Annotated in this window: 21 protein-coding genes and 1 pseudogene; 6 read left to right on the top strand and 16 right to left on the bottom strand. The window is 62.9% G+C overall.

Annotated elements, in window-relative coordinates; genetic code table 11:
* Positions 1–972 precede the first annotated feature (972 nt).
* From BV106_RS07345 to BV106_RS07285, 13 genes and pseudogenes are all read right to left on the bottom strand, one after another.
* Positions 973–1,317: a hypothetical protein gene (locus BV106_RS07345; protein ID WP_265595423.1), complete on the bottom strand. Its 345-nt coding sequence runs from the start codon at positions 1,315–1,317 to the stop codon at positions 973–975.
* 44 nt (positions 1,318–1,361) lie between these two features.
* Positions 1,362–2,462 (bottom strand): sigma-54 dependent transcriptional regulator, encoded by a 1,101-nt coding sequence (locus tag BV106_RS07340; protein ID WP_038162709.1) that lies wholly within the window; start codon positions 2,460–2,462, stop codon positions 1,362–1,364.
* A gap of 62 nt (positions 2,463–2,524) precedes the next feature.
* Positions 2,525–3,757: a bifunctional 3,4-dihydroxy-2-butanone-4-phosphate synthase/GTP cyclohydrolase II gene (locus tag BV106_RS07335; protein ID WP_038162706.1), complete on the bottom strand. Its 1,233-nt coding sequence runs from the start codon at positions 3,755–3,757 to the stop codon at positions 2,525–2,527.
* Positions 3,754–4,962 carry an acyl-CoA dehydrogenase family protein gene (locus BV106_RS07330; protein WP_051945342.1) on the bottom strand — a complete coding sequence of 403 codons (1,209 nt, stop codon included), beginning with the start codon at positions 4,960–4,962 and terminating at the stop codon, positions 3,754–3,756. The genes BV106_RS07335 and BV106_RS07330 overlap by 4 nt, the downstream gene beginning before the upstream one ends.
* A 134-nt stretch (positions 4,963–5,096) precedes the next feature.
* Positions 5,097–5,636, bottom strand: coding sequence for an NADPH-dependent FMN reductase (gene ssuE / locus BV106_RS07325; RefSeq protein WP_038162703.1), 540 nt, complete (start codon positions 5,634–5,636; stop codon positions 5,097–5,099).
* A 137-nt stretch (positions 5,637–5,773) separates the two neighbouring features.
* Positions 5,774–6,895 carry a dimethylsulfone monooxygenase SfnG gene (gene sfnG / locus BV106_RS07320; protein WP_038162700.1) on the bottom strand — a complete coding sequence of 374 codons (1,122 nt, stop codon included), beginning with the start codon at positions 6,893–6,895 and terminating at the stop codon, positions 5,774–5,776.
* A gap of 303 nt (positions 6,896–7,198) precedes the next feature.
* Positions 7,199–7,963 carry an ABC transporter ATP-binding protein gene (locus tag BV106_RS07315; RefSeq protein ID WP_051945340.1) on the bottom strand — a complete coding sequence of 255 codons (765 nt, stop codon included), beginning with the start codon at positions 7,961–7,963 and terminating at the stop codon, positions 7,199–7,201.
* Positions 7,964–8,059: 96 nt separating this feature from the next.
* Positions 8,060–9,424, bottom strand: a complete 1,365-nt coding sequence (locus tag BV106_RS07310) for an ABC transporter substrate-binding protein (protein WP_038162698.1) — start codon at positions 9,422–9,424, stop codon at positions 8,060–8,062.
* Between the two features lie 340 nt (positions 9,425–9,764).
* On the bottom strand, positions 9,765–10,511 hold the full coding sequence (locus tag BV106_RS07305; RefSeq protein WP_038162696.1) for a hypothetical protein: 747 nt from the start codon (positions 10,509–10,511) through the stop codon (positions 9,765–9,767).
* Between the two features lie 480 nt (positions 10,512–10,991).
* A pseudogene (locus BV106_RS07300) lies at positions 10,992–12,027 on the bottom strand (branched-chain amino acid ABC transporter permease).
* Positions 12,028–12,056: 29 nt separating this feature from the next.
* The gene (locus BV106_RS07295) at positions 12,057–12,953 is read right to left on the bottom strand and encodes a branched-chain amino acid ABC transporter permease (protein WP_038162694.1); all 897 of its coding nucleotides are present in this window, start codon (positions 12,951–12,953) and stop codon (positions 12,057–12,059) included.
* A 21-nt stretch (positions 12,954–12,974) separates the two neighbouring features.
* Positions 12,975–13,901, bottom strand: coding sequence for an ABC transporter ATP-binding protein (locus tag BV106_RS07290; RefSeq protein WP_051945337.1), 927 nt, complete (start codon positions 13,899–13,901; stop codon positions 12,975–12,977).
* 13 nt (positions 13,902–13,914) lie between these two features.
* Positions 13,915–15,174: an SfnB family sulfur acquisition oxidoreductase gene (locus BV106_RS07285; RefSeq protein ID WP_038162692.1), complete on the bottom strand. Its 1,260-nt coding sequence runs from the start codon at positions 15,172–15,174 to the stop codon at positions 13,915–13,917.
* Between the two features lie 503 nt (positions 15,175–15,677).
* Between BV106_RS07285 and BV106_RS07280 the strand changes: the two genes are divergently transcribed.
* Complete coding sequence (locus tag BV106_RS07280; protein WP_265595421.1) at positions 15,678–16,577, top strand: hypothetical protein; 900 nt, start codon at positions 15,678–15,680, stop codon at positions 16,575–16,577.
* A 100-nt stretch (positions 16,578–16,677) separates the two neighbouring features.
* Here BV106_RS07280 and BV106_RS07275 read toward each other — a convergent pair whose 3' ends face one another.
* The 3 genes from BV106_RS07275 to BV106_RS07265 form a co-directional block, all read right to left on the bottom strand.
* Positions 16,678–17,907, bottom strand: coding sequence for an LLM class flavin-dependent oxidoreductase (locus BV106_RS07275; protein ID WP_051945335.1), 1,230 nt, complete (start codon positions 17,905–17,907; stop codon positions 16,678–16,680).
* Between the two features lie 749 nt (positions 17,908–18,656).
* Positions 18,657–19,346, bottom strand: coding sequence for a response regulator transcription factor (locus tag BV106_RS07270; RefSeq protein WP_038162687.1), 690 nt, complete (start codon positions 19,344–19,346; stop codon positions 18,657–18,659).
* A gap of 186 nt (positions 19,347–19,532) precedes the next feature.
* Positions 19,533–20,171 (bottom strand): polysaccharide biosynthesis/export family protein, encoded by a 639-nt coding sequence (locus tag BV106_RS07265; RefSeq protein ID WP_038162684.1) that lies wholly within the window; start codon positions 20,169–20,171, stop codon positions 19,533–19,535.
* Positions 20,172–20,376: 205 nt separating this feature from the next.
* On the opposite strand from BV106_RS07265, the gene BV106_RS07260 reads away from it, so the two are divergent.
* The 5 genes from BV106_RS07260 to BV106_RS07240 form a co-directional block, all read left to right on the top strand.
* The gene (locus tag BV106_RS07260) at positions 20,377–21,714 is read left to right on the top strand and encodes a hypothetical protein (RefSeq protein ID WP_038162680.1); all 1,338 of its coding nucleotides are present in this window, start codon (positions 20,377–20,379) and stop codon (positions 21,712–21,714) included.
* A gap of 16 nt (positions 21,715–21,730) precedes the next feature.
* Positions 21,731–22,528 (top strand): sugar transferase, encoded by a 798-nt coding sequence (locus BV106_RS07255; protein WP_051945332.1) that lies wholly within the window; start codon positions 21,731–21,733, stop codon positions 22,526–22,528.
* Between the two features lie 30 nt (positions 22,529–22,558).
* Complete coding sequence (locus BV106_RS07250; protein WP_038162677.1) at positions 22,559–23,272, top strand: hypothetical protein; 714 nt, start codon at positions 22,559–22,561, stop codon at positions 23,270–23,272.
* A gap of 15 nt (positions 23,273–23,287) precedes the next feature.
* Positions 23,288–24,415: a histidine kinase dimerization/phospho-acceptor domain-containing protein gene (locus BV106_RS07245; RefSeq protein WP_038162674.1), complete on the top strand. Its 1,128-nt coding sequence runs from the start codon at positions 23,288–23,290 to the stop codon at positions 24,413–24,415.
* A 97-nt stretch (positions 24,416–24,512) separates the two neighbouring features.
* The coding region (locus tag BV106_RS07240; RefSeq protein ID WP_051945329.1) for a response regulator at positions 24,513–24,850 on the top strand (338 nt) is incomplete at its 3' end.

The following is a 24,850-nucleotide window of genomic DNA, read 5'->3' as shown; positions in this document are numbered from 1 at the left end:
AAAAATGGCCCACCAGGGTGAACGCAGTGCGGGCCATGTTGATGTTTCCTCGAACCAACGCCATAGAGCTCCCTACCCTTACCTATCTACCTATCTACCTATCTACCTATCTACCTATCTAACCCTACTACCTACTAACCTGCCTCCAGCAGGTAGGCCAGGAAGGAGGGCCTGGGATTCCGTAGGGACCGCACGCTTCCAGGCGCGACTGGCTTCTGCATCTTGCAGAAGCCTCAGTCAAGCGTCCCTCCGACACCTCAAGCCCCTGACGCTCCTCGCACCCACCATCCCCAACACCTGACGGCGAAGCCGTTTGGGGACTGCGGTGAGCATCACCGCTTTCGGGACACCTTGTGAGGTTCGATCCTCCAACGACTCCCAGCGGAGCCCCTCCTCCTCCGTTCTCACCACGCCATAGGGCGGCAGCACCGAGGCCGCTCTGAACCCGGAGGGTTCGCCATGAATAGCCGTGGGTGAAGCGAGCCTAGCGAGTGCAACCCACGGAAAGGATCGCCGGAATGCTACCGCGGAGCGGTAGGCCCGAATGGACAAGCGCCGATGGATGCGAAAGCCGGGAATGCGTCAGGGAATGCGCAACACCATGGGACTACCGCTCCGCGGTAGAACGGCGGATGGGGACGCACCACGGGTAGCCCTCGCTTCACTCGGTCGACCCGCGGCTATTCATGGCGAACCCTCCGGGTTCAACTGCCAGCAAGCGCGCCCGTTTTTCCTGGGTTACCACCTCAGCGAAGCGCGACTGACGTTCCCGGCAGGATGCCGGAAACAGCACGCAGGATGCGTGCGCTCCCCGACCTTCTCTTTCATCCCAAACCCACCTCCAACACCCCTAAAAACCTCATCCGTCACAACTCCTTCATCCTGAACCCTGATAAATTCTCCGTACGAAGTACGAAATGCACGAAAAGAACGAAATCGACGAATCGGCACCTGCCCGCGGACCTTGGCCGATCAATCGAGGCCGGTCCGCTGCACCTGTCTGACGACCTGGTCTTTGAGCACAAAGGTCCATTCCCAGCCTCCCCAGCCGGTGTCGAATCGATAGCCGATGGCGTCCTGCCGCTCCCAGTCCGGGGTGCCGATGACCTGCTTCACTTCACGCAGCGATTTGCCGACCGGATTCCATCGCTGAAGCAGTTTCCCAAAGTCCGCGCTCGCCGCCTCGGCCTTGCCCCCCTTGCGATGGGCGGCCACCTCCTGGAAGGCCGCCTCACTGCCGTGTGCCGCCGCCGGGTTAACACCCCCGCAGATCAAGCCCGCGGCTGAAAGTGCCAGCATCCGTTTGAGTAGTTTCATCGATTTCATGTAAGCCTCCTTCGCTTCACTTCACTTCACTCCAATCAACTCGCCTCCACCGTCTCTGCATGCCGCCGGATGGCGAGCAGCTGACCGCTCTGCACCAGACGGGCGCGCACGATGTTCCGGCTGATGCCGAGCAGACGGGCGGTCTGGAGTTGATTCCGGTGGCAGTACTCGTAGGCGGTGTTGATCACGAGGTCCTCCACCCGCAGATGGAGCTGCTCCCCGCCCTCTTCAAACAGGGCAAGCAGGGCCGAGCGAAATCTCGACTCCGCCTCCAGTTCCCGGTGGTTGGCGTTGGTCGGGCTGACGGTGCGCGGGCGCAGGCTGGCGAGGTTCAGATCCTCCGGCCGGATCACGCGCCCCTTGCTGACGAGCAGCGCGTGATGGATGACGTTCTCCAGCTCGCGGATGTTCCCGGGCCACGAGTGACCGGTGACCAGCTGCTGCTCGGCCACGGGGCTGAGCGTGGCATTGCGCACCCCGAGCCTTTCGCCGTAGATCCGGAGGAAATGACGCGCCAGCGGCAGGATGTCACCGGGACGTTCCCGCAGCGATGGCAGATCCACCGCGGCCACCTTGAGCCGGTAGTACAGATCCTCCCGGAAGCGGCCTGCGGCCACGGCCTCCTCCAGATGCACGTTCGTCGCCGCCACCAGGCGGACATCGATCTCCACCGGCTTTCGCGAGCCGATGCGCACCACCTGGCGCTCCTGCAGCACACGCAGCAGCTTCACCTGCAGAGGCAGGGGCAGATCGCCGATCTCATCCAGAAACAGCGTGCCGCCGTGCGCGGTCTCGAACCATCCTGGCTTGGCGACGGTGGCACCGGTGAAGGCGCCGCGCTCATGACCGAAGAGCTCGCTCTCCACAAGCGTCTCAGAAAACGCGCCGCAGTTCACCGCGACAAACGGGCCCCGGCTGCGGGCGCTCAGATCATGCAGATGGCGGGCAATGATCTCCTTGCCCGTGCCGGTCTCGCCCACGATCAGCGCATTGGCATCACTGGGGGCGATGAGCTCGATGCGCTGCATGAGCGCGAGGGACTTGGGATCCTCAAAGACGATTAAACTCGCCCGATGAACCGCCGCCTGAGCGCGAACGTTCGGCAGCGTCAATACGGACTTGGAAGGTGCTGGCATGCGACAAGGAAGTCTAAGGGTGATTTTCCTGACTTGGTGTATCGCGCCCTGGGTGTTGGTATTCAGGCGGCTGTGACGGGCAGATTCAGGCTGTGCCCGAGTTTCTGCTGCTTGGTGTGCAAGTAAGACAGGTTCTCATGATTTGGAGCGGTGATCAAGGGGATGCGCTTGGTGATCTTGATGCGATACCCGGAGAGCTCGGTGAACTTCGCCGGGTTGTTGCTCATAAGATGGATGGAGGTGAGGCCGAGGTGCGTGAGGATCTGCGCGCCCACATCATAGCTGCGTGAGTCCACCGGCAGGCCCAGGTCGAGATTCGCCTCCACCGTATCCAGCCCCGTGTCCTGCAGGGCATAGGCCTTGAGCTTGTGGGTCAGACCGATGCCGCGCCCCTCATGCCCCCGGAGATAGACCACCACACCCTCGCCCGCTTGAGCGATCCGTTGCAGGGCAAGATCGAGCTGCTGACCGCAATCGCAGCGCAATGAGCCGAGGATGTCTCCGGTGAGGCACTCCGAGTGCACTCTCACCAGCACATCCTCTCTGTTAGTAACCTCTCCCTTCACCAGGGCCACATGCTCGACGCCATCCAGCAGAGAAAGAAAAGTATGCGCCGTGAAGACGCCGTGCTTGGTGGGCAGACGGGCCGAGGCAGTGAGACGCACTACGGCCTCATTCTGCCGACGCCAGGCGATGAGATCGGCAATGGAGAGGAAGGGCAGGCCATGCTGCCGGGCAAAGTCCGTCAGCTGCGCGCCGCGCATCATCGAGCCATCGTCATTCACCAGCTCACACAGCACTCCAGCGCGATGCAGGCCCGCCAGCTCAGCCAGATCTGCGGCCGCCTCAGTATGCCCCGGACGACTGAGCACACCACGAGGATGAGCGCGCAGGGGGAAGATGTGCCCCGGGCGGGCAAAGCCATCCGCCGTGGCCGAGGGATCCGCCAGGGCACGAATGGTGCGGCTGCGATCCGCCGCCGAGATGCCCGTGGTGGTGCCGTACTTCCAGTCCACCGTGACGGTGAAGGCGGTTCGATGAGATTCCGTATTTTCCTCAACCATCAGCGGCAGGTGCAACTGCCGGAGCCTCTCGGGAGAGAGGGCCACGCAGACGACGCCGCTGGTGTGCCGCACCATGAAGGCGAGCTTCTCCGCCGTGGCCTTCTCTGCAGCCAGGATGAGGTCCCCCTCGTTCTCACGGCTGGCGTCATCCGCCACCACCACCAGCTCACCGCGCGCGATCGCGGCGAGGGCGTGCTCCACCGGGCTGGACCAACTGGGGCTGATGCTCATGAGTAAAAGGACGGGTTCGGGATGCGACGGTTCAGCGACCAGTCGCCCAGCTCGCGGAGCTTGTAGTCCACGGGATCATGCAGCGTCTGGGTGCGGAGGTTCCGCCAGTAGCGGTCCAGCCGCGCCGAGCCGGTGGTGGAGCGTGAGCCCATGACCTCAAACATACGGTTCACAATATCCAGCCCCGACTGCGTGGTGATGACCTTGGCCGTGGCAATGTCCAGCGCGGCGCGGCCGCGATGGTTCTCCGTGATGGCATCGCCAATCTCCCAGGCCCGCTGGAAGGAGTCGCCCGCGCGATCCGTCACCAGCTTGGCAGCCTGGAGCTGGGCATAGATCTCGCCATAGTGCCGGAGGATGTAGGGATCCTCCTGCGGAGTCTCCACATTGGAGGTGATCCACGAGCGCGTCTGCGCGGAGGTGTAAGTCCGCGCCTCATTGAAGGCCCCCTCGGCGATGCCCAGGAAGATGTTGGAAAAGATGAGCTGGGCGATGCAGGGCCGCAGGGTGGCACGGACGCTGCCCAGCGGTCCGGGGCTGCGCAATATTTCCTCGTCCTCCAGCACGGCATCGGTGAACTCCACCGTGCCGCTGTCTGTCTGGCGCTGGCCCATGTTGTCCCAGTCGCCCCGCACGGCCACGCCCTCACGCGGGAGGGGCACGGCGGCGATGAGCAGCTTGGGATTGCCCGGCTCCACGGCGGAGACGATGAGCGCATCCGCATCTGACGAGCCCGAGGCGAAGCCCTTGCGGCCATTGACCACGCGCTTGTCCCCTTTCCACGAGACGGTGGTGTGCACATCCAGGGGGTTCAGCGCATTGCCCCAGAACCAGTTGTTGGCGACCGTCTGCGTGTAGTAGTGACGGCGCTGCGCCTCCGTGCCAAAGAGCTCCACCGTGGCCAGCATGAGGTGCTGAAAGCCGAAGAGATGGGCGATGGAGCTGTCCACCCGGGCAAAGAGGCGGATGATGCGGAAGATCTCCGGCCACTCCGCCCCCAGACCGCCCTCGCTGGTGGGGATCAGCAGATTGAGCAGCCCGCTTTCCCGCAGCTGGTCCCGCTCGGCCTTGGCCGTCCCGCCCCGCTTGTCCCGCTCCACAGCCGTCTGCGCGAACTCTCCAGCGAGCCGTTCGGCGATTTCCAGCGGGTGGGATCGATTGGGCCTGGATGGCGGTTTCTCCGCGAGCGATTCAATGACAAACATACTGTACAGATGTGGGTGGTTGGGCTGTAAAGAGGAGGGTCTGATGAAATAAGGTGCGGCAGGCAGGGGGCGCACCCCGCAGGCGGATGCGGTGAACGCGGGCCCCTTCTCGCGAACCCGAGCCGCGGCAGGAATCAGACCTGGACCTGCGCCTTCAGCGTCACGGCCAGACGCCCCAGGCTGGTGTCGAAGCGCTCCTGCACGTGGTCATCCAGCCGGAAGCCGGTGTCCGTGTAGTGGAACTGGGTGTCCACGACGAACACCCCCTGCCGCAGGTCCGTGGCCCCCAGCACGGAGAGCACGGGTTTCAGGGAATAATCGATGGCCAGCAGGTGGGCCTGGGTGCCCGCCGTGGCGATGGGGACGATGGTCTTGCCCCGCAGGGAGTTCTGGGGCAGGATGTCGAGCAGGGCCTTCAAGCCGCCCGTGAAGGATCCCTTGTAGATGGGGGTGGCGATGATGATCGCCCGGGCGGTCTCCACCTTGGCCTTGAAGGCCGTGAAGGACTCACTCTCATAACGCGCCTGGATGAGATCTTCCGCGGGGAAGTCGAGAATGCTCACCGTCTCGTTGGAGACGTTCCAGGCATCGAGCGTGCTGGCGGCGAAGGCCAGCAAGTGGGAGGAGCGGGATTTCAGAGCCGGGCTACCAGAGATCAACAGTACGTCGGACATGGGAATTGTACGTTTGCGAGTGAGGATGGATGTCGGTTTTAGACTAACGAGCTGTTGATGATGACCCGGGATGCGCTGGTCGGCAAGCCGTGCAGCAAAACACGGCCTGCCCTGGGGCTGCTGGCCATTCCTTCCGCCTAGGCGGTCTGCGGCGCAGGCTCCGCCTCCAGCTCACGCACCAGGGGCAGCACCTGCTTGCCGAAGTACTCCACCTCCTCCTGGAAGTGCAGGAAGGCGGTGAGGATGAGATCCACGCCGATCCGCTTGAGATTCACGATGCGTTCCGCGATCTGGCGCGGGGTGCCGATGAGGTTGGTCTTGAACCCATCGTTGTACTGCACCAGATCCTCGAAGGTGGACTTGGCCCAGTTCCCCTCGCCTTCAGGGGAGGCCTTGCCGGCATTGCGCACCTCGTGCTCGAAGCCGTGCACCGCCTCGGGGTTGGCCTTGTCGATGATCTCCTGCAGCACCGCGCGAGCCTCTTCCTCAGTATCCCGGGCAATGACAAACGCATTCACCCCGATCTTCACGGAGCGGCCGTTGGCCGCGGCCTTGGCCCGCAGGTCATCGATCTGGGTCTTGTGCCCCTCGGGCGTGTTGCCGTTGGTGAAGTACCAGTCGCTCACGCGGGAGGCCATGTCCCGGGCCGCGCGGGAGCTGCCGCCCTGGAAGATCTCCGGGTGTGGCTGCTGGAGCGGCTTGGGTTTCAGGGAATAATTATTGAACCGGTAGAAGTCACCCCTGAAGGTGAAGCTCTCCTCCGTCCAGATGCCCTTGAGCGCGCGGATGAACTCCTCACTGCGGCGGTAGCGTTCATCGTGGTCCAGCCAGGGCTGGCCGATGGCGGCGAACTCCCCGCGGAACCAGCCGCTCACCACGTTGATGGCCACCCGCCCGCCGGTGATCTGGTCCAGCGTGGCCAGTTGCTTGGCCGCCACCGCGGGCTCCCAGGGGCCGGGCAGCAGGGCGACGATGAGCTTCAGCTTCTCTGTGGCAGCCAGCAAGGCGTGACTGAAGACGAGAGGCTCATGCTGATACTCCGCCCCGTAGCCTGCTGTGAAACGGATCTGGCTCAGGGCGTAGTCGAAGCCGTTCTGCTCGGCGATCTGGGCGAGCTTGCGGTTGTAGTCGATGTCCCAGCTGGTGCGCTGCTCGATGTTGCTGATGACGAGTCCGCCGCTCACGTTGGGTACCCAGTACGCAAACTTGAGGGGGGCGCGGCCGTCGTCTCCGTTGTTGGAGGTGTGGGGATGGCTCATGATGATGCGGTTTGTTTTGGTGAGGTGAAGATGGAATGGCTGGTGGGGCACGATTCCCTGCTCAACACAGGCCCCGGACCGGGGCTGTCAGGCACATCTCCGTGAGGCCACGGTGGATGGGAGGAAGTGGCGGCGCGCAGAAACTGCTGCCAGTGAAACAATGGCAGAAGTCATGCCAACACGTTTAACACGCTGATATTGAGCACATTGCATAGTTTTGATGCTTCTTGGCGGTGAATCAACGGCAACAGGAACTGCTGCCCAAGTGCTGCTGGAGCAGCAAGGTGGCGGAAAACAGGCCCCTCACGTTCCGGAGAGGGCTCCTGGCCGGGACGGGCCGCTGGTGGGGGCCTCCCCCAGGTAGAAGGACTTGATGTCATCCCGACGCCGGATCTCCTCGGCGCGCCCTTCCAGCACCGTGACGCCTGCCTCCAGCACGGTCACATGATCAGCATACTGCAGGGCCACAGTGGAGTTCTGCTCCGCCACCAGGACGGAGAGCCCCTCCTCCTGGTTGAGCTGCTTCAGGATGCGGAAGATGTTCTGCACGGTTAGAGGAGCCAATCCCATGGAGGGCTCGTCCAGCACCAGCAGCCTGGGCTTGGAGAGCAGGGCCCGGCCGATAGCCGTCATCTGCTGCTCCCCGCCCGAGGCCAGGCCCGCGAGCGTCCGGCGCTTCTCCGCCAGACGGGGAAAGATGTCGTAGATGCGGTCCAGGGCACTGGCCAGTTTGCGACGCCGGTAGACATGCCCCAGAGCGCCGGTGAGGAGGTTCTCCTCCACCGTGAGACTGCGGAAGCAATGACGGCCCTCCAGCACCTGCGCCAGCCCCTGGCGGACGAGATCCGCCGGACTGGTGCGGGAGACATCACGCCCTTCATAACGAATGTGCCCGGCCGTCACCTGCCCGCGGAGTGCAGGCAGGAGATTGGACACGGCCTTGAGCGCGGTGCTTTTGCCCGCGCCGTTGGCCCCGATGAGCGCCACGATCTCGCCCTTCCTCACGGTCAGGCTCACATGGTGCAGGGCGACGATGGCGTGGTTGTACACCGCCTCGACATCCTCCATCACGAGATGCACTTCCGGGGCGGGTGAAGGGGCCGGTGCTGGACCGGCCCCCTGTGATGTTGACGCTGCCTCACTCATGGGCTGGCCGGGGTTTGCTTATTGTTTGGCCACACCCGTGGGTCCGTTGACCTTGTCCACCTCTTCCTTGGTGCGGACCTTGAGGCCCTTCTCCTTCGCATATTGCTCGGAGGACTTCTCAATGATCGGCCGCAGCAGGGCCCAGTCAGGCGCGATCCAGTCGGACACCGGTGTCCACTTCTTCCCGTCCCATTGCTGGAACTTCACATAACCGTTGCCTTCATGGTTGTCCCACGTGACGTGGATGGAGCGGAAGAGGTTCTCTGCGCCCAGCTCCTTCACGCGCTCCGGAGAGAGCTGCAGGTGCTCGAAGCCCCAGCGCACTTCATCACCGGTCAGTGTGCGCTTGCCAAACTTGACCTGGGCAATGCGGATGGCTTCCACGTTGAGGATGCCGTTCACGATCCCGAGGTTGTGGTACACGCTGCCGATGCGCTTCTTGTCCTGGAGGTTGCCCTTGCCGCTGTCATAGAGGGATTTCACGATCTCCTGCACCACAGGATACTCCGCGCCGGAGGCCTGGGTGGTGATGGCCACATAGCCCTTCGCCGCATCGCCCGCGGGGATCACGTCCTCCTCGGAGTTCGACCACACATTGCCGATGATCTTGTCCACCGGGAAGCCGGTCTTCTGGGCGGTCTTCAGCGCCACGGGGTTCTGCACGCCCCAGCCACGCAGCACCACGTAGTCGGGCTTCACCCGGCGGATCGTGAGCCACTGGGACTGCTGTTCATTGCCAGGGTGCGGCACCTCGATCTGTTGCACCGCGAACCCGTATTTCTCCGCCAGCAGTTCATAGATGGGGATGGTTTCCTTGCCATAGGGAGAGCCGTGGTAGAGCACCACGATCTTCTTACCCTTGAGCTTCTCCGGTCCGCCCTCGCGCGTGGCAATGTAGTTCACGATGCCGGAGGTCTCGCTGTAGGGATTGAGCAGCAGCGGGAAGATGTACGGGAAGACGCGTCCGTCAGTGGAGTCGGTGCGGCCGTGGTTGATGGTCGTGAGTGGCACCTTGTCCTCTGTGACGCGATCAATCAGTGCATAAGCGATGCCCACGGAGAGCGGCGTCCAGGCGGCGATGTTCGGGCGGCTCTTGAGCCGCTCATACACCTCCACGCCCTTCTCCACCTCATACTGGGTCTCCCCTTCCTCCCACGTGAGCTTCACGCCATTCACGCCGCCATCGCGGGTGTTGACGAGATTGAGATAGTCGATGAACCCGCCAAAGAAACCCGTGCCGCCAGCCGCATAGGGGCCCACGCGGTAACTCTGGAGGGGGAAGAACTGCTCATCCGCCTTTGCAGGGGAGGCACCGACAATGGCCGCCAGGGCGGCACCGAGGGCTGCGTGACGCAGCGGTTTGAGGAATGCTGTGGTCTTCATGGTTCGATCTGGTCTGGTTTGCTTCTTATCAAGCACGCCTCTCTTAATCACTGACCGTGCCAACCCGTGTTTTGCGCCGACGCATCAACCCTATGCATTTCCTCCAACCTCCAGAAGGTGAGTCGGATATCCAGCATGAAAAAATTTGCGGTAACCTCCATCAATCACACCCGGTCCTTTTCATCCCCCATGCCAGGTGCTTCTCACGCAGCAACCCTTCAGCATCGCTGCTCCCGCAGCCGTAGTTCTCCACCGGCCCGCATTTCACATTTCCTAGAACCCCAACCAGACAGTCCCGGCAGGCTTGTCATTTGCAAAGACGGCACACGGCGGCCCCCTCTCAGGCAGCCATCGCCTTCATCTCCGCGGAACCGCGGATGCTTTCCATGAACCGGTGATGCAGTTCAAACACCGCCACCGCGCCCGGGTGCACTTGTGAGGCCTCCACCTCCAGCCCATGCAGGCTGGCCAGGGCCGCGAGGGTCCCGGCATCGCTGTCGGACACGCCCAGCAGCAGGCGGGTCTGCACTTGGGGATGGTTCCTGGTGAGAGCGGCATACCACTCCAGCAGCACCTCCAGCGAGGCCCGGGTGCGGCTGCTCCAGGTGGCCTCTCCGCCAGACACGCCCTGGTCCAGGCAGTCCCCTACCCCCACCCAGGTCAGATAACGGTGATACGAAACAAAAGAAACATCCAGCGCCGTGAGCTGGCTCACATGATAGCTCATGCGCGAGCGCTGGCCGGGCTGGCGTCGCAGCTCCTCCCCCACCGAGATGAGGGCATCCGCCACGCGATCCCAGCAAGGATGCACATAGGTGACGGCACTTTCCTCGCACCCTTTCAGCACCTGCAATCCCACGCGCCCGTCCGGGCTGCCCAGATCCAGCACACGGCCTCTGCTCAGACTGGGGAGATGCGCGGCGAAGTCCGCCACCACCTGCGCCTCCTGCTCCGTCAGAGGCCCCCGGGCTGGCCCCGGCTCCGGCAGATCAATCTCGTCCACCTCCTCCAGCACCGACGGCATGACAATGCCCCCGCGATGGGCGGCAGGACGGCGCAGCAGATTACGAAGCTTGGACAAGGGCATACAAACAGAGAGGTTGGGGGCGGCAAACCGCCCGGCGGTGCCAGTGGCCTCTCGTGTTCCGGTGAGCCCCTGGCGGTGAGTGCCTCTTCCCTTGGCAGGGTCAGTTCGCGAATATTCCACCAGAATACCCCACTGGGTCAATAGGAATTTGGGAGTCAGGCGCGGTTAGGGGGTGGTGAGGGATCTTTGGTGGCGCAACGCTTCGGAGCCCAGTGCGTCAGTGGGCAGTGCGTCAGTGCGTCAGAGGGGGGGTAGTTTGGCCGTGAACAGCGGGAAGCAACTTGGGACGATGAGTGGTGTCGCGTCAGGGTTGGAGTTCCGCCTTTAGGCAGCTCAGAGACAGTCGCACATTCCCCTTACACGCCTCGTTTGGTTCGAGGAAGCGTCATACACCCAAGATACCCAAACCACCTCATTCTGACGCACTGACGCACTGCCCACTGACGCACTGGTCTCCAAAACGACTGACCCCCAAACCACCTACCGCTTTCCAAACCGCACTAAGCGATCAAACAACGATGCGAGCCCCCTCGGTTCCAGGATGAGGAAGGCGATGATGAGGACGCCCAGGACAATGCGCTGGCTCATGTCCAACACGCCGGAGTCAAAATAACTCCCGAGCAGGAAGCTGCCGACACGCGAGAGCACCAGGGGGAACACCACAATTAACGCTGCGCCGAAGAAGGCGCCGCGGATGGACGCAAGGCCGCCAATGATGACGATGAAAAGGATCTGAAAGGAACGATCAAGGTTGAAACCATGCGGCTCCACGGTGCGCAGATAGGCAAAGGCCCAGAGCACTCCGGCCACGCCGACGATGAAGGAGGAGATGGCAAAGGCCAGCAGCTTGGTCCGCAGCACGGGCACGCCGATGACCCGGGCAGCCAGTTCATGATCCCGCACGGCGATGAAGTTGTGCCCCGTCTGCGTGTTCAGCAGGCGCAGGGTGAGCAGCGTGACGGCCGTGACGACGGTTAGGGCAAACAGATAGCGTCCCACCGCACCGCCGAACGTGATGCCAAAGAGCACCAGCGGCGGCGCATCGATGACGCCGGAGGGGTTGTGATTGGAGAACCAGTCAAACTTGGTCAGCGCCCATTGCACAAAGAACTGCGCCGCCAGCGTGGATACGGCCAGGTAGAAGCCCTTCAGCCGCAGGCTGGGCAGGCCAAAGAAGATCCCCACCACCGCCGCGGACAGCCCGGCGAGCCCGATGGAAATCACAAAAGGCAGCCCTTCCACCCGGAGGTTGAAGTTGTACGCCGCAAAGGCCCCCACGGCCATGAAGGCTGCCGTGCCGAGCGAGAGCTGCCCGGCGTAACCGGTGAGCAGGTTCAGCCCCAGCGCCGCCAGGGACAGCGCCAGCAAGGGAGTCAGGATGGCATCGAAAAGATAGCTGGTGCCTGACAAAGGGGATCACGCCGAAGGCGATGCCCAGGGTGATGAGCGGCCCCACCCAGACAGGGAGGGAAAACCGCGCGGCAGCAGGGGCCGAGGAAAGAACAGAAGTGGACATGGCGGAGGAAGATCAGGAGTCAGATCAAATCAGGCACGCTCGACCGGCTTCTGGCCAAACAAGCCGGAGGGCCGGATGAGGAGGAAGCCCAGGGCGATGACGTAGGCGAACCAGCTCTCGATCCCGCCGCCGACATACGGGCCGAGATACACCTCCGCCAGCTTCTCCGCCGCGCCGATGATCAGGCCGCCCACGATGGCCCCCAGGATGGAATCAAACCCGCCGAGCACGAGCACGGGCAGCGCCTTCAGCACGATGAGAGACAGGGAGAACTGCACACCGAGTCTCGCGCCCCACAGCAGGCCCGCCACCGTGGCGACAAAACCCGCCGCGGTCCACACCGTGGCCCAGATCCGGGGCAGACGCAGCCCCACGGCATAGGCCGCAAAGGTATCATCCGCCACCGCCCGGAAGGCCAGGCCCACGCGGGTGTACTGGAAGAAAAGCGTGAGCACGGTGACCATCGCAGCCGCGATGGCTGCGGCAAAGAGGTCAAACTTGCTGATGAAAACCCCGGCAATCTCCAACGGCAAATCTTCGATGCCCAGCTCCAGCGCATGCACCTGCGTGCCCCAGGCAAGCTGCGCCGCGCCTTCGATGATGTAAGACAGCCCCAGCGTGGCCATGAACAGGATGATGGGCGGCTTGTTCACCAGCGGCCGCAGCACGAGCCGCTCAATACTCAAGCCCAGCAGCACCATCAACGCAAAGGTGGCCAGCAAGGCCACCCAGAAGGGCACGGCCCGCTCCACCAGACTGACAAACGTGAGCGCGGAGAAGAGCACCATCGAGCCCTGGGCAAAGTTCAGCACGCCAGAGGTCTTGTAGATGAGCACAAAGCCGATGGCGACGAGCGAGTACATGACCCCGGAGAGCAAGCCGCCGACGAGCACCTCTGTGAAAAAGAGCAGTTCCGTATGATCCATAAAACAAATGATGTGGTCGGGTCAACGCAAGCCGCCGTTCGATGAAACTCTCCTGCCGCTCCCGGAGGACGCCGCCAGTTCCTCCTCATCGCCCTCATGGACGACACCCAGATAGGCATCGATGACGGCCTGGTCCGCCTTCACCTCGGCAGGCGTGCCATCGGCGATCTTGCGGCCATGCTCCAGCACAGTCACGCGGTCGGACAGCCCCATCACCACCCCGATGTCGTGCTCAATGAGAATGACGGTCATGCCAAACTCATCCCGCGCCGCGCGCACAAAGCGGGACATGTCGCGCTTGTCCGGCAGGGTCATGCCCGCCATGGGCTCGTCCAGCAGCAGGATCTGGGGGGAGGCCACCAGCGCCCGGGCCAGCTCCACGCGCTTCTGCAGACCATAGGGCAGCGTGCCCACCACCGTGTGACGGATGCCGGTGAGATCGAGGAAACTCATGATGCGCTCCGCCCGCTCCCGGGCATCCAGCCGCTCCCGCCGCGCCCTTCCCAGGCCGATCATCTGCTCGATGAAATTCGCACGCCGCGCGAACACGCGGGCGGTGACGATGTTGTCAAACACCGAGAGGCCCCGGAAGAGGGCCAGGTTCTGAAACGTCCGCGCCACGCCCAGCCTCGCCAGCTTTTGCGTCGGCACCTGGGCATAGGAGCGCCCGCCGATCCAGACGCGCCCCCGGTCTGGTCGGTACACGCCGCTGATGACGTTGATGAGGGAGCTCTTGCCCGCACCGTTGGGACCGATGATGGCCCGGATCTCGCCCGGCTCCACGCTCATGTCGATGTTGGACACAGCCACCACGCCGCCGAAAGACAGCGTGATGTCCTCGAGCCTGAGGGCAGCATGACCGGCACACGGCTCCTTGCGATGGGGAACGGCCGGGCGCGCCGGTTTCTGAGGGGCCGCCACAGGGGCGGTCAGGGATTCGGTGCTCATGTCACGGAAGGGCTCAACTCCAGGCGTGGAGCGGCGGGTTCACGCCGTTGAGGAAGTAATTTCCCAGAATCGCGTACTTCCACCGCACCGGGTCATGCAGCGTATGGGCGCGTGCGTTCCGCCAGTGACGGTCAAAGTTGTGCACCTCCAGCGTGGAGCGGGTCCCGCCCAGCTCGAAGAGTTTGTTGGTCGCGGCAATCGCGATTTCTGTGCTGAGCACCTTGGCCTCCGCCACGGCGATCTGGGCCTTCACCACGTTCTCCTCCGTGACCTCCACCACCGCCTTGTCCACCGCGAGCGCAGCCTTTTCCAGCAGGGCCTGGGCCGCATGCAGCCGCAACGTGAGGTCGCCGATGGCCTGGATCGTGTAGGGATCCTGCGAAGCGCGCTCCAGCCCGCTGTCCACCCACGCCCGCGCATTGGAGCGGACAAAGGCCACGGTGTCATCGATGGCCGCCTGCGCGATCCCCGTGTCCACCGCGACCTGGATGATCTGGAAGATCGCCCCGTCGGCTGTGTGATGATCATACCCCTTGTACCCCGGCACGAGATACGCCTTGGGCACCTTCACGTCGTCCAGGATCACCGTGCCGCTCAGCGTGGTGCGCTGGCCAAAGCTCGACCAGTCATCAATCACCGTGAGCCCGGGGGCGTTGCGGTCCGCAATGGCATACCAGGCGCGCCCCTCCCCATCCAGCGCGACAATGGGCACCAGATGCGCCAGCAGCGCGCCACTGGAGTAGAACTTCTGCCCATTCACAATGACATGGTCGGAATCCGGCCCCGGATCGGTGAAGCGCGTTTCAAAGTCCACCGCGCGCTTGGAGCCGAACTCTGAGAACGCGTTGCCGAAACGCACGCCTGCCAGCACTTCTGCAAAGAGCAGACGCTGCTGCGCTTCGTCAGACACCGTGCGGATGGCGGCGACCACGCCCAGATGATTCTGTGTGATCTGCCCAATGGACGGATCCGCCGCCGAGATGATCTCGATCACTTTGACCAACGTGACATAGGAAACCTCCGGCCCGCCAAACTTCCGTGGCACATTGATGGACCACAGTCCGCTCTGCGAATAGGCATCCAGCTCCTCCACGGGCCACTTGCGCTCCCGGTCACGCAGGGAGGCTTCTTTGACAAACTCAGCCGCAAGCTTCTCCGCGACCGCAATGGCCTCGGCGTCATCCTTGATGATGTGAGCGGGCGTGGCGGGACGCGGGACTCCGGGAACACCGAGACGCGGGCCCGGTACGTGGCGGTTCTGTGTTGTGCTCATGATAGAGGAAGGGGGATGCAAGGTTCAGATGCTGCCTCAGCAACGCCCTGCCTTCTTTGCACTGACCGTGCCAGCGCCTCCGTGCGGGAGACAAGCCGCCATCGCGCACACCCATCAACCTCCTGACACTGAGCCCATTGCAAAATCGTACAACTCCCAAAAATAACCGGCATCTCTCCAGTGCGCGGCAAAGCCCCCAGTGCCTGGCTGCTGCCAGCGCAGCAACGCGGAAGCAGTTTCACCAGGGAAGGGACATCCCACGCGGTTCATTGAGCCAACTCATCCCCGGATCAGGAAGTCAGTCCGGAAGGTTTCAGGTAGCAACCTCACAACCGGAAGCACGGGCAGCCCTTTTGCTGATCCTCCAGCACGACATGAACACTGCTGCTGCGTTCGCGGCAGGCAGACCCACCTTCCACATCACCACAACCTGTTCACGGCCAGCACCTTAAATCTCATGGCACAGCCAGTGCTATTCGATGCCCCGCCAAATCATGCATCTTATGAAACCGAAAACACACAACATCTCCCTCCGCGCTGGCATCCTTGGACTGCTGGTTGTTTCATCTTTCCACACCGCTTCTGCGGGTGAGTCCTCAGGGAAGGCCGTGGAACCGCTGGTCACGCCGCCACCTCCCTCATCGATCTTCTCCGTGGATCTCGGAGTGACCGTGGCCAACCAGTACAACACCCGCGGCATCATCGTGCAGGATGATGACGTGAGCTTCCAGCCGTACCTGAACTGGTACACCCGTCTGCATGAGGGAGACGGCTTTGTGAAGTCCGCCAAGTTCTTCGTCGGTCTCTGGGCGGACGTCAGCACGAACGGCGACGTGTCCGGCCCCGGCAACCGCGGGAGTTATTTCACCGAGTTCGACTACGGCATCGGCCTCACCTTCAACTTCGCCGAGCGCTGGACCTTCACCACCTTCTGGAACAACTGGACCAGCCCGGCCGATGGTTATGGCGACGGTTCGTGGATCAACGGCACCCTGTCCTTCAATGACAGCGGCATCTTTGGGAAAAACTTCTCCTTCAAGCCCTATGTCATCGCGCTCTACGACCTGGGCGGGGACGCCGCCACCGGCCTGGTCAAGGAGACCTGGTACTTCGAGCCAGGCATCCGGCCGAACTACACTTTTGGCGCTGACTCCAAGCTGCCCGTGAATGTGGCCGTGCTGGCCAAGGCCGGTCTGGGCAACGACTTCTACGCCGGTGAAACGTACGGGTACTTTGCCGTCGGGCCGCAGGTGACCCTGTCCCTCAACAGCATCCCGGCCCACGCGGGCAAGTGGGCGGTGAGCTTCGGCTACCTCTACTACAATCTGGGTGACACGCTCTCGCCCATCACCGGGAACTCCGACGAGCACCTCTTCACGTTCAACGTCGGCGTGAGCTTCTAGAACCGCACCCGATCAAGCAGGACGTCGCTCACCATTTTTCATGCGTTGTGTTGGTAGGGCGGGGTGGCAGCAATGCCGCCCCGCCTTTTTACACCTTGCGTCAGGCCGTCTGCGGCACACTGGAAACGACGGAAGCCCGCCGGCTGGCGGCTGGTGAGAAGGGGATGTCCACCAGCGCCTCCGTTTCCGCCTCCAGCTCATCGCTGCCCTCCACTTCCGGCTGTTGCGGATGCCGCCACAGCCCGGCGGCCTTCAGCCGCGGGAGCACCCCTTCGGCAAACCAGTAGGCCTCCTCCAGGTGAGGCACCCCGGAGAGGATAAATTCCTCGATCCCGAGTTCGGCATAGGCCTTGATCTTCTCCGCCACCTCCGCATGGCTGCCCACGAGCGCCGTGCCCGCCCCGCCGCGCACGAGGCCGAAGCCTGCCCAGAGATTGGGCTCGATCTCCAAGTTGAGAGTGGACCCCTGATGCAGGGCCAGCATCCGCTTCTGCCCCTCCCCCTCACTCTTGGCGAGCCCGGCCTGCACGGAGCGGATCGTCTCCGGATCCAGTGCGGAGAGCAGCCGGTTCGCCTCTGCCCACGCCGCCTCTGCGGTATCCCGCGTGATGACGTGGAGGCGGATGCCAAAGCGCACCTGCCGCCCTTCCTGGGCCGCGAGTCGCCGGATGCGGGTAATCTTCTCCACCACCGCAGGAGTGGGTTCGCCCCAGGTGAGATAGACGTCGATGTGCTTGGCCGTCACCGGTCCTGCCCCAGAGGAAGATCCGCCAATGTACAGCGGTGGCAGCGGGTCGGGGCGCGAAGGCAAGGTGGCATTCTCGATCTGGTAGTACTGGCCATGAAAGGTGACGTTGGTCCGGGTCCAGAGCTCGCGCAGGATGTGCAGAAACTCATCCGCCCGCTCATAGCGCTCCTCTTTGGCCGAGTGATCGCCATAGGACCGCTGTTCATGAGGCTCGCCTCCCACCACCACATTCAGCAACAGCCGCCCCTGCGAGTAGCGCTGGAAGGAGGCCGCCATCTGCGCCGCCAGCGTGGGCGAGATTAGACCCGGCCGGATGGCGATGAGGAACTTGAAAGTCTCCGTCGCCTCCGCCAGCATCGCGTCCACGATCCACGCGTCTTCGCACCAGGCACCGGTAGGCGTCAGCGCCCCCACATAACCCAGCTGCTCCGCACTGCGGGCGATCTGGGTCAGATAGTCGATGGTGGCCGGGCGTGAGCCTGCGGCCGCGCCAGCAGGGAGGCCATGACCACCTCCCACAATGTAGCGGCTGTCACCATACGTGGGCAGGAACCAGTGAAACTGCAGTCGGGGCTTGCTCATAAAAAGGGGGATCAAGGAAAAACTTTCTCATACCGGGTGCCTCGCGACAGCAAGACACGACCTCACCCGCTCTGCTGCTCCGGCAACAGCGCAGGGACTTCACGCACCCCAATGACATTGCAATGAACGTGCCACCTCCATCAAGCCCCCTACCCGGCCATGACCTAAGACACTCAGGATGAGCAGGTAACAATATTATTTGCGGACTACGCTGATTGACGGAAAGACCTGCGTGGTGTTGCTCAGGCAGCAATGAATCAACAAATGCGTAAGGAGGTCAGCAACTGAAGGTCGCGACGGCAAAGGATCCAAGGAGCGGCGGTTTGTGCTGGCACAACCGCCGATAGTTGCCGGAGGAAGCGTGCGTCCAAGCAAGAAGGCAGCGGAAAGACCACATAAGGCAGTGGCTATTTGACGATCGAACCCTCCGCTTTCCCTCGGCGGTTGTGCAAGCACAAACCGCCGCTCCTTGTGGGCGTCCCGGCTTGTGAAACTGGGGTGAAAATTGCCTATCGCCCACTCAATCTGCTGCGCATGTGCGCAGCGGCATTCTGGGACATGCGGTGAGCATCACCGCTTTGGCTACACCTTGTGATAGCCTCGAACCTGTTGTCAGCCGCGACGGATGGTCGAGCACTCCCAAAGATGCTTCGCATCCAGGCGGCGAATGTCGGATCGCAGATCAAGACTTCAAAGGGCCTCCGATGTCTGAGGCTGAATCCACGTGCTTCCGCATCCCCCCACACCACCTAAGCCGAGTCCCGCCGGTCTTCCTGGGGCAGGCCCAGATGCTTGCGTGACTCCGTCCAGCGGATGGCATAGCGGACCACGTCCCCGCCGTCCTCGAGCTCCAGCTTGCTCCGGATGTTCCTGCGGTGGACATCCACCGTCTTGGGGCTGATGCCCAGGATCTCGGCCGTCTTGAAGGTGCTGCGCCCCTCCCCCAGCAGCTGAAATACCTCGAACTCGCGGTCACTCAGCATGTGGAGGCCCGTCTCCGACCGCGGCGGCGCGCCAGAGGAGTAAGCCATGAGCACCCGGTCGGACAGGCTGCGGCTGACGGCCATCCCACCCTGCGCCACCGTCTTCAAGGCCTGCTCGAACACCTCGATGGAGCTGTTTTTCATGAGGTACCCCCGGGCACCGGCCTTGAGGGCGCGCTCGGCGTACAGTTCCTCATCGTGCATGGAAACGACCAGCACCGCCGCCTCCGGGTGCGTGGCCTGCAGATCCCGAATTAGCTCAAATCCGCTGCGGTCTGGCAGGGAGATGTCCACCAGCAGCATGTCAGCCACCAGTTCCTGCATCCTCACGACGGCCTGCGCCGCGGAATGAGCCACCCAAGCACACTCAAATCCCTCGATATTGCCCACCAGCACTTTCAATCCCTCCTGCATCAGGATGTGATCTTCAACTATTCCAACACGGCAAATGGGCATAAGCGATTCGAGTTGTTGCCCACCAGGGCCTTCACCAGCAAGCAGTATCAACTCCGACGCGCCGGAAAAGTTGCACGGTTTTTTCACCCCGTTTTGCTCCAGCCACCGTGACGCGGGAATTAGCAACGCCGGGCAACGCTTGCGGTTATTGGAATGAACTCGCCCTCAGGCACTTGGAGGGTCACGTCAGAAGCGCCGCTCGGGTACGGTGATGACATCGCCAGGGATGATGATGACCCGGGCCTGATCCGGCTGGGAGGAGAGCCGCTCCAGGTTCACCTCATAGACCTGCGTGCCGCGTTTCACCAGGACCTTGGACTGGCGGGCGAGGCGGGTGCACCCACCGGCAAGAGCCACGGCCTCCTCGATGGGCAGCTGGGCGGGCACCCCCTTGGGGAAGGTGTACCTGCCGGGCTGGGCGACCTGGCCAAGCACAGCGTAGGCCTGGCCCGCGTACTCCATGACCAGGACTTGGGCACGGGCATTGACCAGCATCTGGTTGGACCGCGCCGTCTCGCTGATCCGCTCTGCGAGCCGCGACGGTGAGCTCCCTGCGGCCTTGACTTCCGCTTTGCCATCGGCCGCCAGGATGGGCACGCTGATCAGGCCATTCCAGTCCACACGGACCTGTTGGGTGAGCGTGGGTTCCCCGGCAAAGCTGATCGCCAGCAGATCGCCCGGCCGGATGGTGTAGTGCTCCCCGGCAGGTGGCGGCGGCGGCGGCGGTGGCAGGCTGCCAGAGGTGGTTTTCCGCTCCGAATCGGTGGCACATCCTGAAATGACAAGGGCCAAAACCGACACCAGCAAACCACAAGGCAGCTTCATGAATCCATGTGATAACCGGGCGGGCTCGGCAATGTCAATGCCAAAGCGCAAATCCTCTTGACCAAATTAGTTGCATAACGATTAAATGGGAGCCGTGCCCAATATGGACGCAGCATTGCCAGTCTGGGGGAGGTTAGCCATAGCGCTTTTTGGCGGGACTGTGTTTGCCGTGGAGGGAGAGCCGGTTTTGCCGATGGCGCCAGGAATGCCCGCACCCGTGCCGGTGGCGCTGCCAGGCTATGAAACGGGAGAAACTCCCTCACTGCGATCCAGCACCGTCCTGGACAACGCGTTGTTTACCCCGTCCGGCAATACCAGTGGCGTGAGCCGTCCCATTGCGCAGTCTCCTCGCCGCGACACGGATCTGGGGCTCACCGTCCAGCGTCGCCGCTGGCGCAGTCTTTCACCCGTAGCGGCCGGCCAGCCTCCTACGTGGGGTTTCTCCCAGCCGGTGCCGTTTCAGGTGAGCCTGGGCCTGCAAGGGGAGGTCTTCTACACGGACAACATTGCCTCGGAACCTAATGACCGCGCCCAAGGCGGGACTGTGCTGGAGCTATCTCCCATCATCCGGCTGGATGTGGGCGATGTTCCGCTGGAGGGCAGCCCTGCCAGCAGGCTCACAGAGTACTACGGCACGCTGCTCTATGTGCCCACGCTGCACTATCTGGTGGATGAAGATGAGACGCAGCATCTGCAGCATGTCTTCAGCCAGGTGGGTCGCTCCACTGAGACCTCGCACCTCTCACTGCGGGTGGACTATGATGAGCGGATTGTTTCCTCGTCCGATGACACCTCGCCGGAGGACACTTACACGGTCTTCGAGGTCTCGCCCGCCTTCGACTACTATCTCACTCCGAAGACACGGCTGCGCACCCGTCTCTCCTGGCGCGACATCACCGTGGCGGACGGCATTTCCAACCGCACCACATGGACCGGTGAAGCGGGACTGGAATGGGCGGCCACTCCCAAGACGACGCTGGGGCTCGGAACAGAGGTGGGCAGGCTCGACTTCGAGCAGGAGGAGGCGGGTCGGCAAGACTATGCGCAACTGCTCGTCGTGTGGCGCTGGCGGCCCACGGCCAAACTCAATCTCTACTCCCGCGCCGGGGTGGAGCGTCGGGAGTTCGACAAGACACCGCCCAAGGGCACACAATTCAGCCCTGTGGCCGCCGCGGCGGTGCAATGGCTCGCCACCGAGCAGACGCGTGTGAGCGCGAGATTCCGCGTGGGGAATGAGCCTTCCATTGTCGAGAACGGTGCTCTGTTCCAGGACATCCGCTTTGGCACGGAGGTGCAGCATGATCTCAGCACACACTGGTATGTGGCCGGTGAGTTCCAGCTCATCGGCAGGGACTATGACACGGGCCGTAGAGAAACAGAGCCCGCGACACGGCTGACGCTGGGCTTCCGGGAGAACCCGGACCCCAGTGCCAATCATCTGCATGTGGAGCTCTATCTGCACTGGCGGCAGCGGCAGCGCCACGATGAGCCCGAGACCGCCGACCGCACCCAGGTGGGTCTCCAGGTGACCAAGTACTTCTGAAGCAGGATCCACCGCCATGTCCACGCACGAGATGAAGCAGCCCACCATCGCTCTGGCCGATGATGCCTTGGCGGGTGAGTCCCGTGGATGCTGTCGCGGTCCGGCGGGATGGCGCGATCTCATCGGCCATCATCTGCGGCATGGGCTGCGCCGGGGCGCGAAGCGCCTCGTGGACATCGTGGCGGGTGTCATCCTCGTGTTGCTGCTCTCCCCCATCATGATCTGCGCGGCGCTGGCGATCCTCATCATGGATGGGCGGCCGATCGTCTTTGCAGGCTCCCGCGTGGGCAAGGACGGACGCCTCTTCAAGATGATGAAATTCCGCACCATGCGCCGGGATGCAGAGGCCATCGCCAGAAAGATCCAGGAGCACAAGATCAACGAGACGGCGTGCAACTTCGACATCCCTGAGGATGAGTCCGTGCTGAAGCTGCGCCATGCCCTGCAGCAGCACTCGCCCTCAGACAAGTATCACCGCGATCCGCGCATCCTCCCGTTTGGCCAGTTCATGCGGCGATTCTCCATCGATGAACTCCCGCAGTTCTTCCACATCATCAGCGGAGAGATGAGTCTGGTGGGCCCCCGCCCGCTGGCCGCGTGGGAGGTGGCAGACTTCACGCCGCGAGACCTGCTGCGCCACAAGGTGAAGCCGGGGCTGACCGGCCCCTGGCAGATCAGTGATCGCAAGAGCCTCACGCATGACCAGGCCATCAGCCTGGACCTGCAATACATCGCCCAGCAGAACCTCCTGCTGGATCTGAAGATCCTGGTGCAGACCGTGCCCGCTGCCTTCAAGAATCGCGGCGGAAATTGACCGAGCCATCCACTCCGAGCCTCACTCCCCATGACCTGTGATGCCATCATCTCCCGCCAGCCAAACCAGTGGGTGGAGGACCGTCCCTTTCTGCTGTGGGATCTGGGCACGCATCATGTGCTGGACCATTGGATGGACGTGCTCTTTCGCAGCAATGCCACCCTGCGCCTCTGGCTCGAGGCACCGGATGAGCGGGTCTATGCCTACGTATGCGAGACCTTCCCCATCAACCGGCGTGTGCAGGTGGCCACCGGTCCTCCCACCTCGCGTCCGGAGGCTTGCACCTTTCTGGATACAACGGGGAATGTGGTGATTCGACGCGGAGCCCAACTCACGCACTATCTGCCGAAGCAACCCGCCTCACAGACGTGGTTTGCCATGGCGCAGCGCTGGCTGGATGGCCTGCAGAAAAGCGGCAGCAAGGTCCCTGAGCTGGAACATCAAATCGCCCCCGGTGTGTATGTGGGTCATCATTGCTCCATCTCCCGGGACACGGTCTTTCATGCGCCCTGCTGGGTGGGCAGCGGCACCACCATTCACGGTGCCAGCGTGGGTCCCCGGGTGGTCGTGGGGGAGAACTGCGTCATCAGTCGCGGAGCCACCGTGTCCGATACTTATCTGATCACCGGTACTTATGTAAGTCCGCATACCAAAATGTCTGGACTTGCCGCCGGTCCTGCTGGCATCATTACACACACTACGGGTTCCTGCATTTTCCCATCGCGGTCTGTCGAGACACAGTGATCGACCCATTGACGCATGAATGCCAATCACCATAACCGGATCATGCTGCTGGCTCCGGACAATGAACGGGGTCAAGAAGTGCGCAACGTGCTGCAGAATGCCCGTGCCAATGACCAGACCGTGCTGGCCAACCGCTCTGACGATGCCTTCCGGAAGATGGGTGAAAAGGCCTGCGAAGTGGCCGTGGTGGCGGGCGAGGAAGGCTTGTCTTTTGTGGAGTCTGTCACCGGGCTGGGTCTCAATGTTCCCGTGATCCTCATTGCACCGGATGAAGATGGCGCGCTGGTGGACAAGGCCCGTCTGGCCGGTGCCAGCGATGCCCTGCTCCACAGCCAGCTCACGCCGAAGGCGCTGGACGACGCGATCCGCCACGCGCTGCTCTGGCGCACGGAGGAATCACCCGACGCACGACGGGAACGCGAGAACAAACAGGCCAAGCTCTTTGGCATGGAGAACAGCGACTCCCTCGCGCGATTTGTCTCTGGCATCGCCCATGAAATCCGCAATCCCCTGAGCCTCATTTTGCTCGCGGCTGACTATGTGGCGCGCCCGCGACCGCTCACGGATGAATCCCGCGCCAAGATCGTCTCCTTCCTGCGCGAGGGAGCTGGCCGCATTGACAGCATCATGTCCGGCATGCTCGGTGCCTACGCGGCCCAGCAGATGGTGAAGAGCGCGCACGATGTGGTGGAGGTGATCGAGGAAGCCCTCTCCAATGTCGCCGCACGACTGGAGAGCCTGACGGGCATCCTCGTCTGCAAGGAGTACGGCAAGGCCCTGCCCAAAGTCCTGGTGGACCGCAGCCGCCTCGTGGAATCCGTCGCCCACCGCCTGGGCAATGCCATCGATGCCATGCCCGACGGCGGACGCCTGAACATCCGCGCCTACGCCTACACCTTCACCTCCAATGAACGGGCCAACTGGTATCGCGAAGCCTGGTTCGAGGCCGGGGACACCACGGTGATCATTGAGATCTCCGACACCGGTGCGCTGCCCGTGGACGATTCCCGGCACATTTACGAGCAGTTCTTCACCACCAAGCCGTCCGAGCCCGCCTGGCTCATCTCTTTGGACAACCAGTGCAGCGCCATGATCCTGCTGGAGGGCATCAGCCCCGAGCGCCAGATCGCGGACGACGGATGACCTTCCCCTGATTCCCCTCCCATTTTCCTTTTCCACGTGGCACCGCGCCTCCCGGCACCACGGCCCAGCCAGCTCAACCCAACATGAGAGTGACACCATGAACCCGTCCACTCCTGCTGAGCCCCCCAGCCAACGCAAGAGGCGCATCCTGCTCGTGGATGACGACCCCTTTCTCACCGGTCTTCTCAGGATGAACCTGGAGGATGTAGGAAACTATGAAGTGCGCGAGGAGAATGTCTCCCTGCGTGCGCTCGACTCCATCCAGGACTTCCTGCCGGATCTCATCCTGCTGGATGTCATGATGCCCGACCTGGACGGGGCCGACATCTTCTACCGGCTGAAAAACGACCAGCACCTGAAACACATGGTGGTGGTCTTTCACACCGCCACGGTGCGCAGCTCCGAGCTGAGTGCCCAGGGAGGGCTGATCAACGG

This window comes from Verrucomicrobium sp. BvORR106 (assembly GCF_000739655.1).
Lineage (GTDB): Bacteria > Verrucomicrobiota > Verrucomicrobiia > Verrucomicrobiales > Verrucomicrobiaceae > Verrucomicrobium.
This window is presented reverse-complemented; position numbering and strand designations above follow the sequence as displayed.

Coding starts and splice junctions, on each gene's coding strand:
- BV106_RS07345 (WP_265595423.1), bottom strand. CDS start 1,317: ATGAAACTACTCAAACGGATGCTGGCACTTTCAGCCGCGGGCTTGATC.
- BV106_RS07340 (WP_038162709.1), bottom strand. CDS start 2,462: ATGCCAGCACCTTCCAAGTCCGTATTGACGCTGCCGAACGTTCGCGCT.
- BV106_RS07335 (WP_038162706.1), bottom strand. CDS start 3,757: ATGAGCATCAGCCCCAGTTGGTCCAGCCCGGTGGAGCACGCCCTCGCC.
- BV106_RS07330 (WP_051945342.1), bottom strand. CDS start 4,962: ATGTTTGTCATTGAATCGCTCGCGGAGAAACCGCCATCCAGGCCCAAT.
- ssuE (WP_038162703.1), bottom strand. CDS start 5,636: ATGTCCGACGTACTGTTGATCTCTGGTAGCCCGGCTCTGAAATCCCGC.
- sfnG (WP_038162700.1), bottom strand. CDS start 6,895: ATGAGCCATCCCCACACCTCCAACAACGGAGACGACGGCCGCGCCCCC.
- BV106_RS07315 (WP_051945340.1), bottom strand. CDS start 7,963: ATGGAGGATGTCGAGGCGGTGTACAACCACGCCATCGTCGCCCTGCAC.
- BV106_RS07310 (WP_038162698.1), bottom strand. CDS start 9,424: ATGAAGACCACAGCATTCCTCAAACCGCTGCGTCACGCAGCCCTCGGT.
- BV106_RS07305 (WP_038162696.1), bottom strand. CDS start 10,511: ATGCCCTTGTCCAAGCTTCGTAATCTGCTGCGCCGTCCTGCCGCCCAT.
- BV106_RS07295 (WP_038162694.1), bottom strand. CDS start 12,953: ATGGATCATACGGAACTGCTCTTTTTCACAGAGGTGCTCGTCGGCGGC.
- BV106_RS07290 (WP_051945337.1), bottom strand. CDS start 13,901: ATGAGCACCGAATCCCTGACCGCCCCTGTGGCGGCCCCTCAGAAACCG.
- BV106_RS07285 (WP_038162692.1), bottom strand. CDS start 15,174: ATGAGCACAACACAGAACCGCCACGTACCGGGCCCGCGTCTCGGTGTT.
- BV106_RS07280 (WP_265595421.1), top strand. CDS start 15,678: ATGAAACCGAAAACACACAACATCTCCCTCCGCGCTGGCATCCTTGGA.
- BV106_RS07275 (WP_051945335.1), bottom strand. CDS start 17,907: ATGAGCAAGCCCCGACTGCAGTTTCACTGGTTCCTGCCCACGTATGGT.
- BV106_RS07270 (WP_038162687.1), bottom strand. CDS start 19,346: ATGCCCATTTGCCGTGTTGGAATAGTTGAAGATCACATCCTGATGCAG.
- BV106_RS07265 (WP_038162684.1), bottom strand. CDS start 20,171: ATGAAGCTGCCTTGTGGTTTGCTGGTGTCGGTTTTGGCCCTTGTCATT.
- BV106_RS07260 (WP_038162680.1), top strand. CDS start 20,377: ATGCCCGCACCCGTGCCGGTGGCGCTGCCAGGCTATGAAACGGGAGAA.
- BV106_RS07255 (WP_051945332.1), top strand. CDS start 21,731: ATGTCCACGCACGAGATGAAGCAGCCCACCATCGCTCTGGCCGATGAT.
- BV106_RS07250 (WP_038162677.1), top strand. CDS start 22,559: ATGACCTGTGATGCCATCATCTCCCGCCAGCCAAACCAGTGGGTGGAG.
- BV106_RS07245 (WP_038162674.1), top strand. CDS start 23,288: ATGAATGCCAATCACCATAACCGGATCATGCTGCTGGCTCCGGACAAT.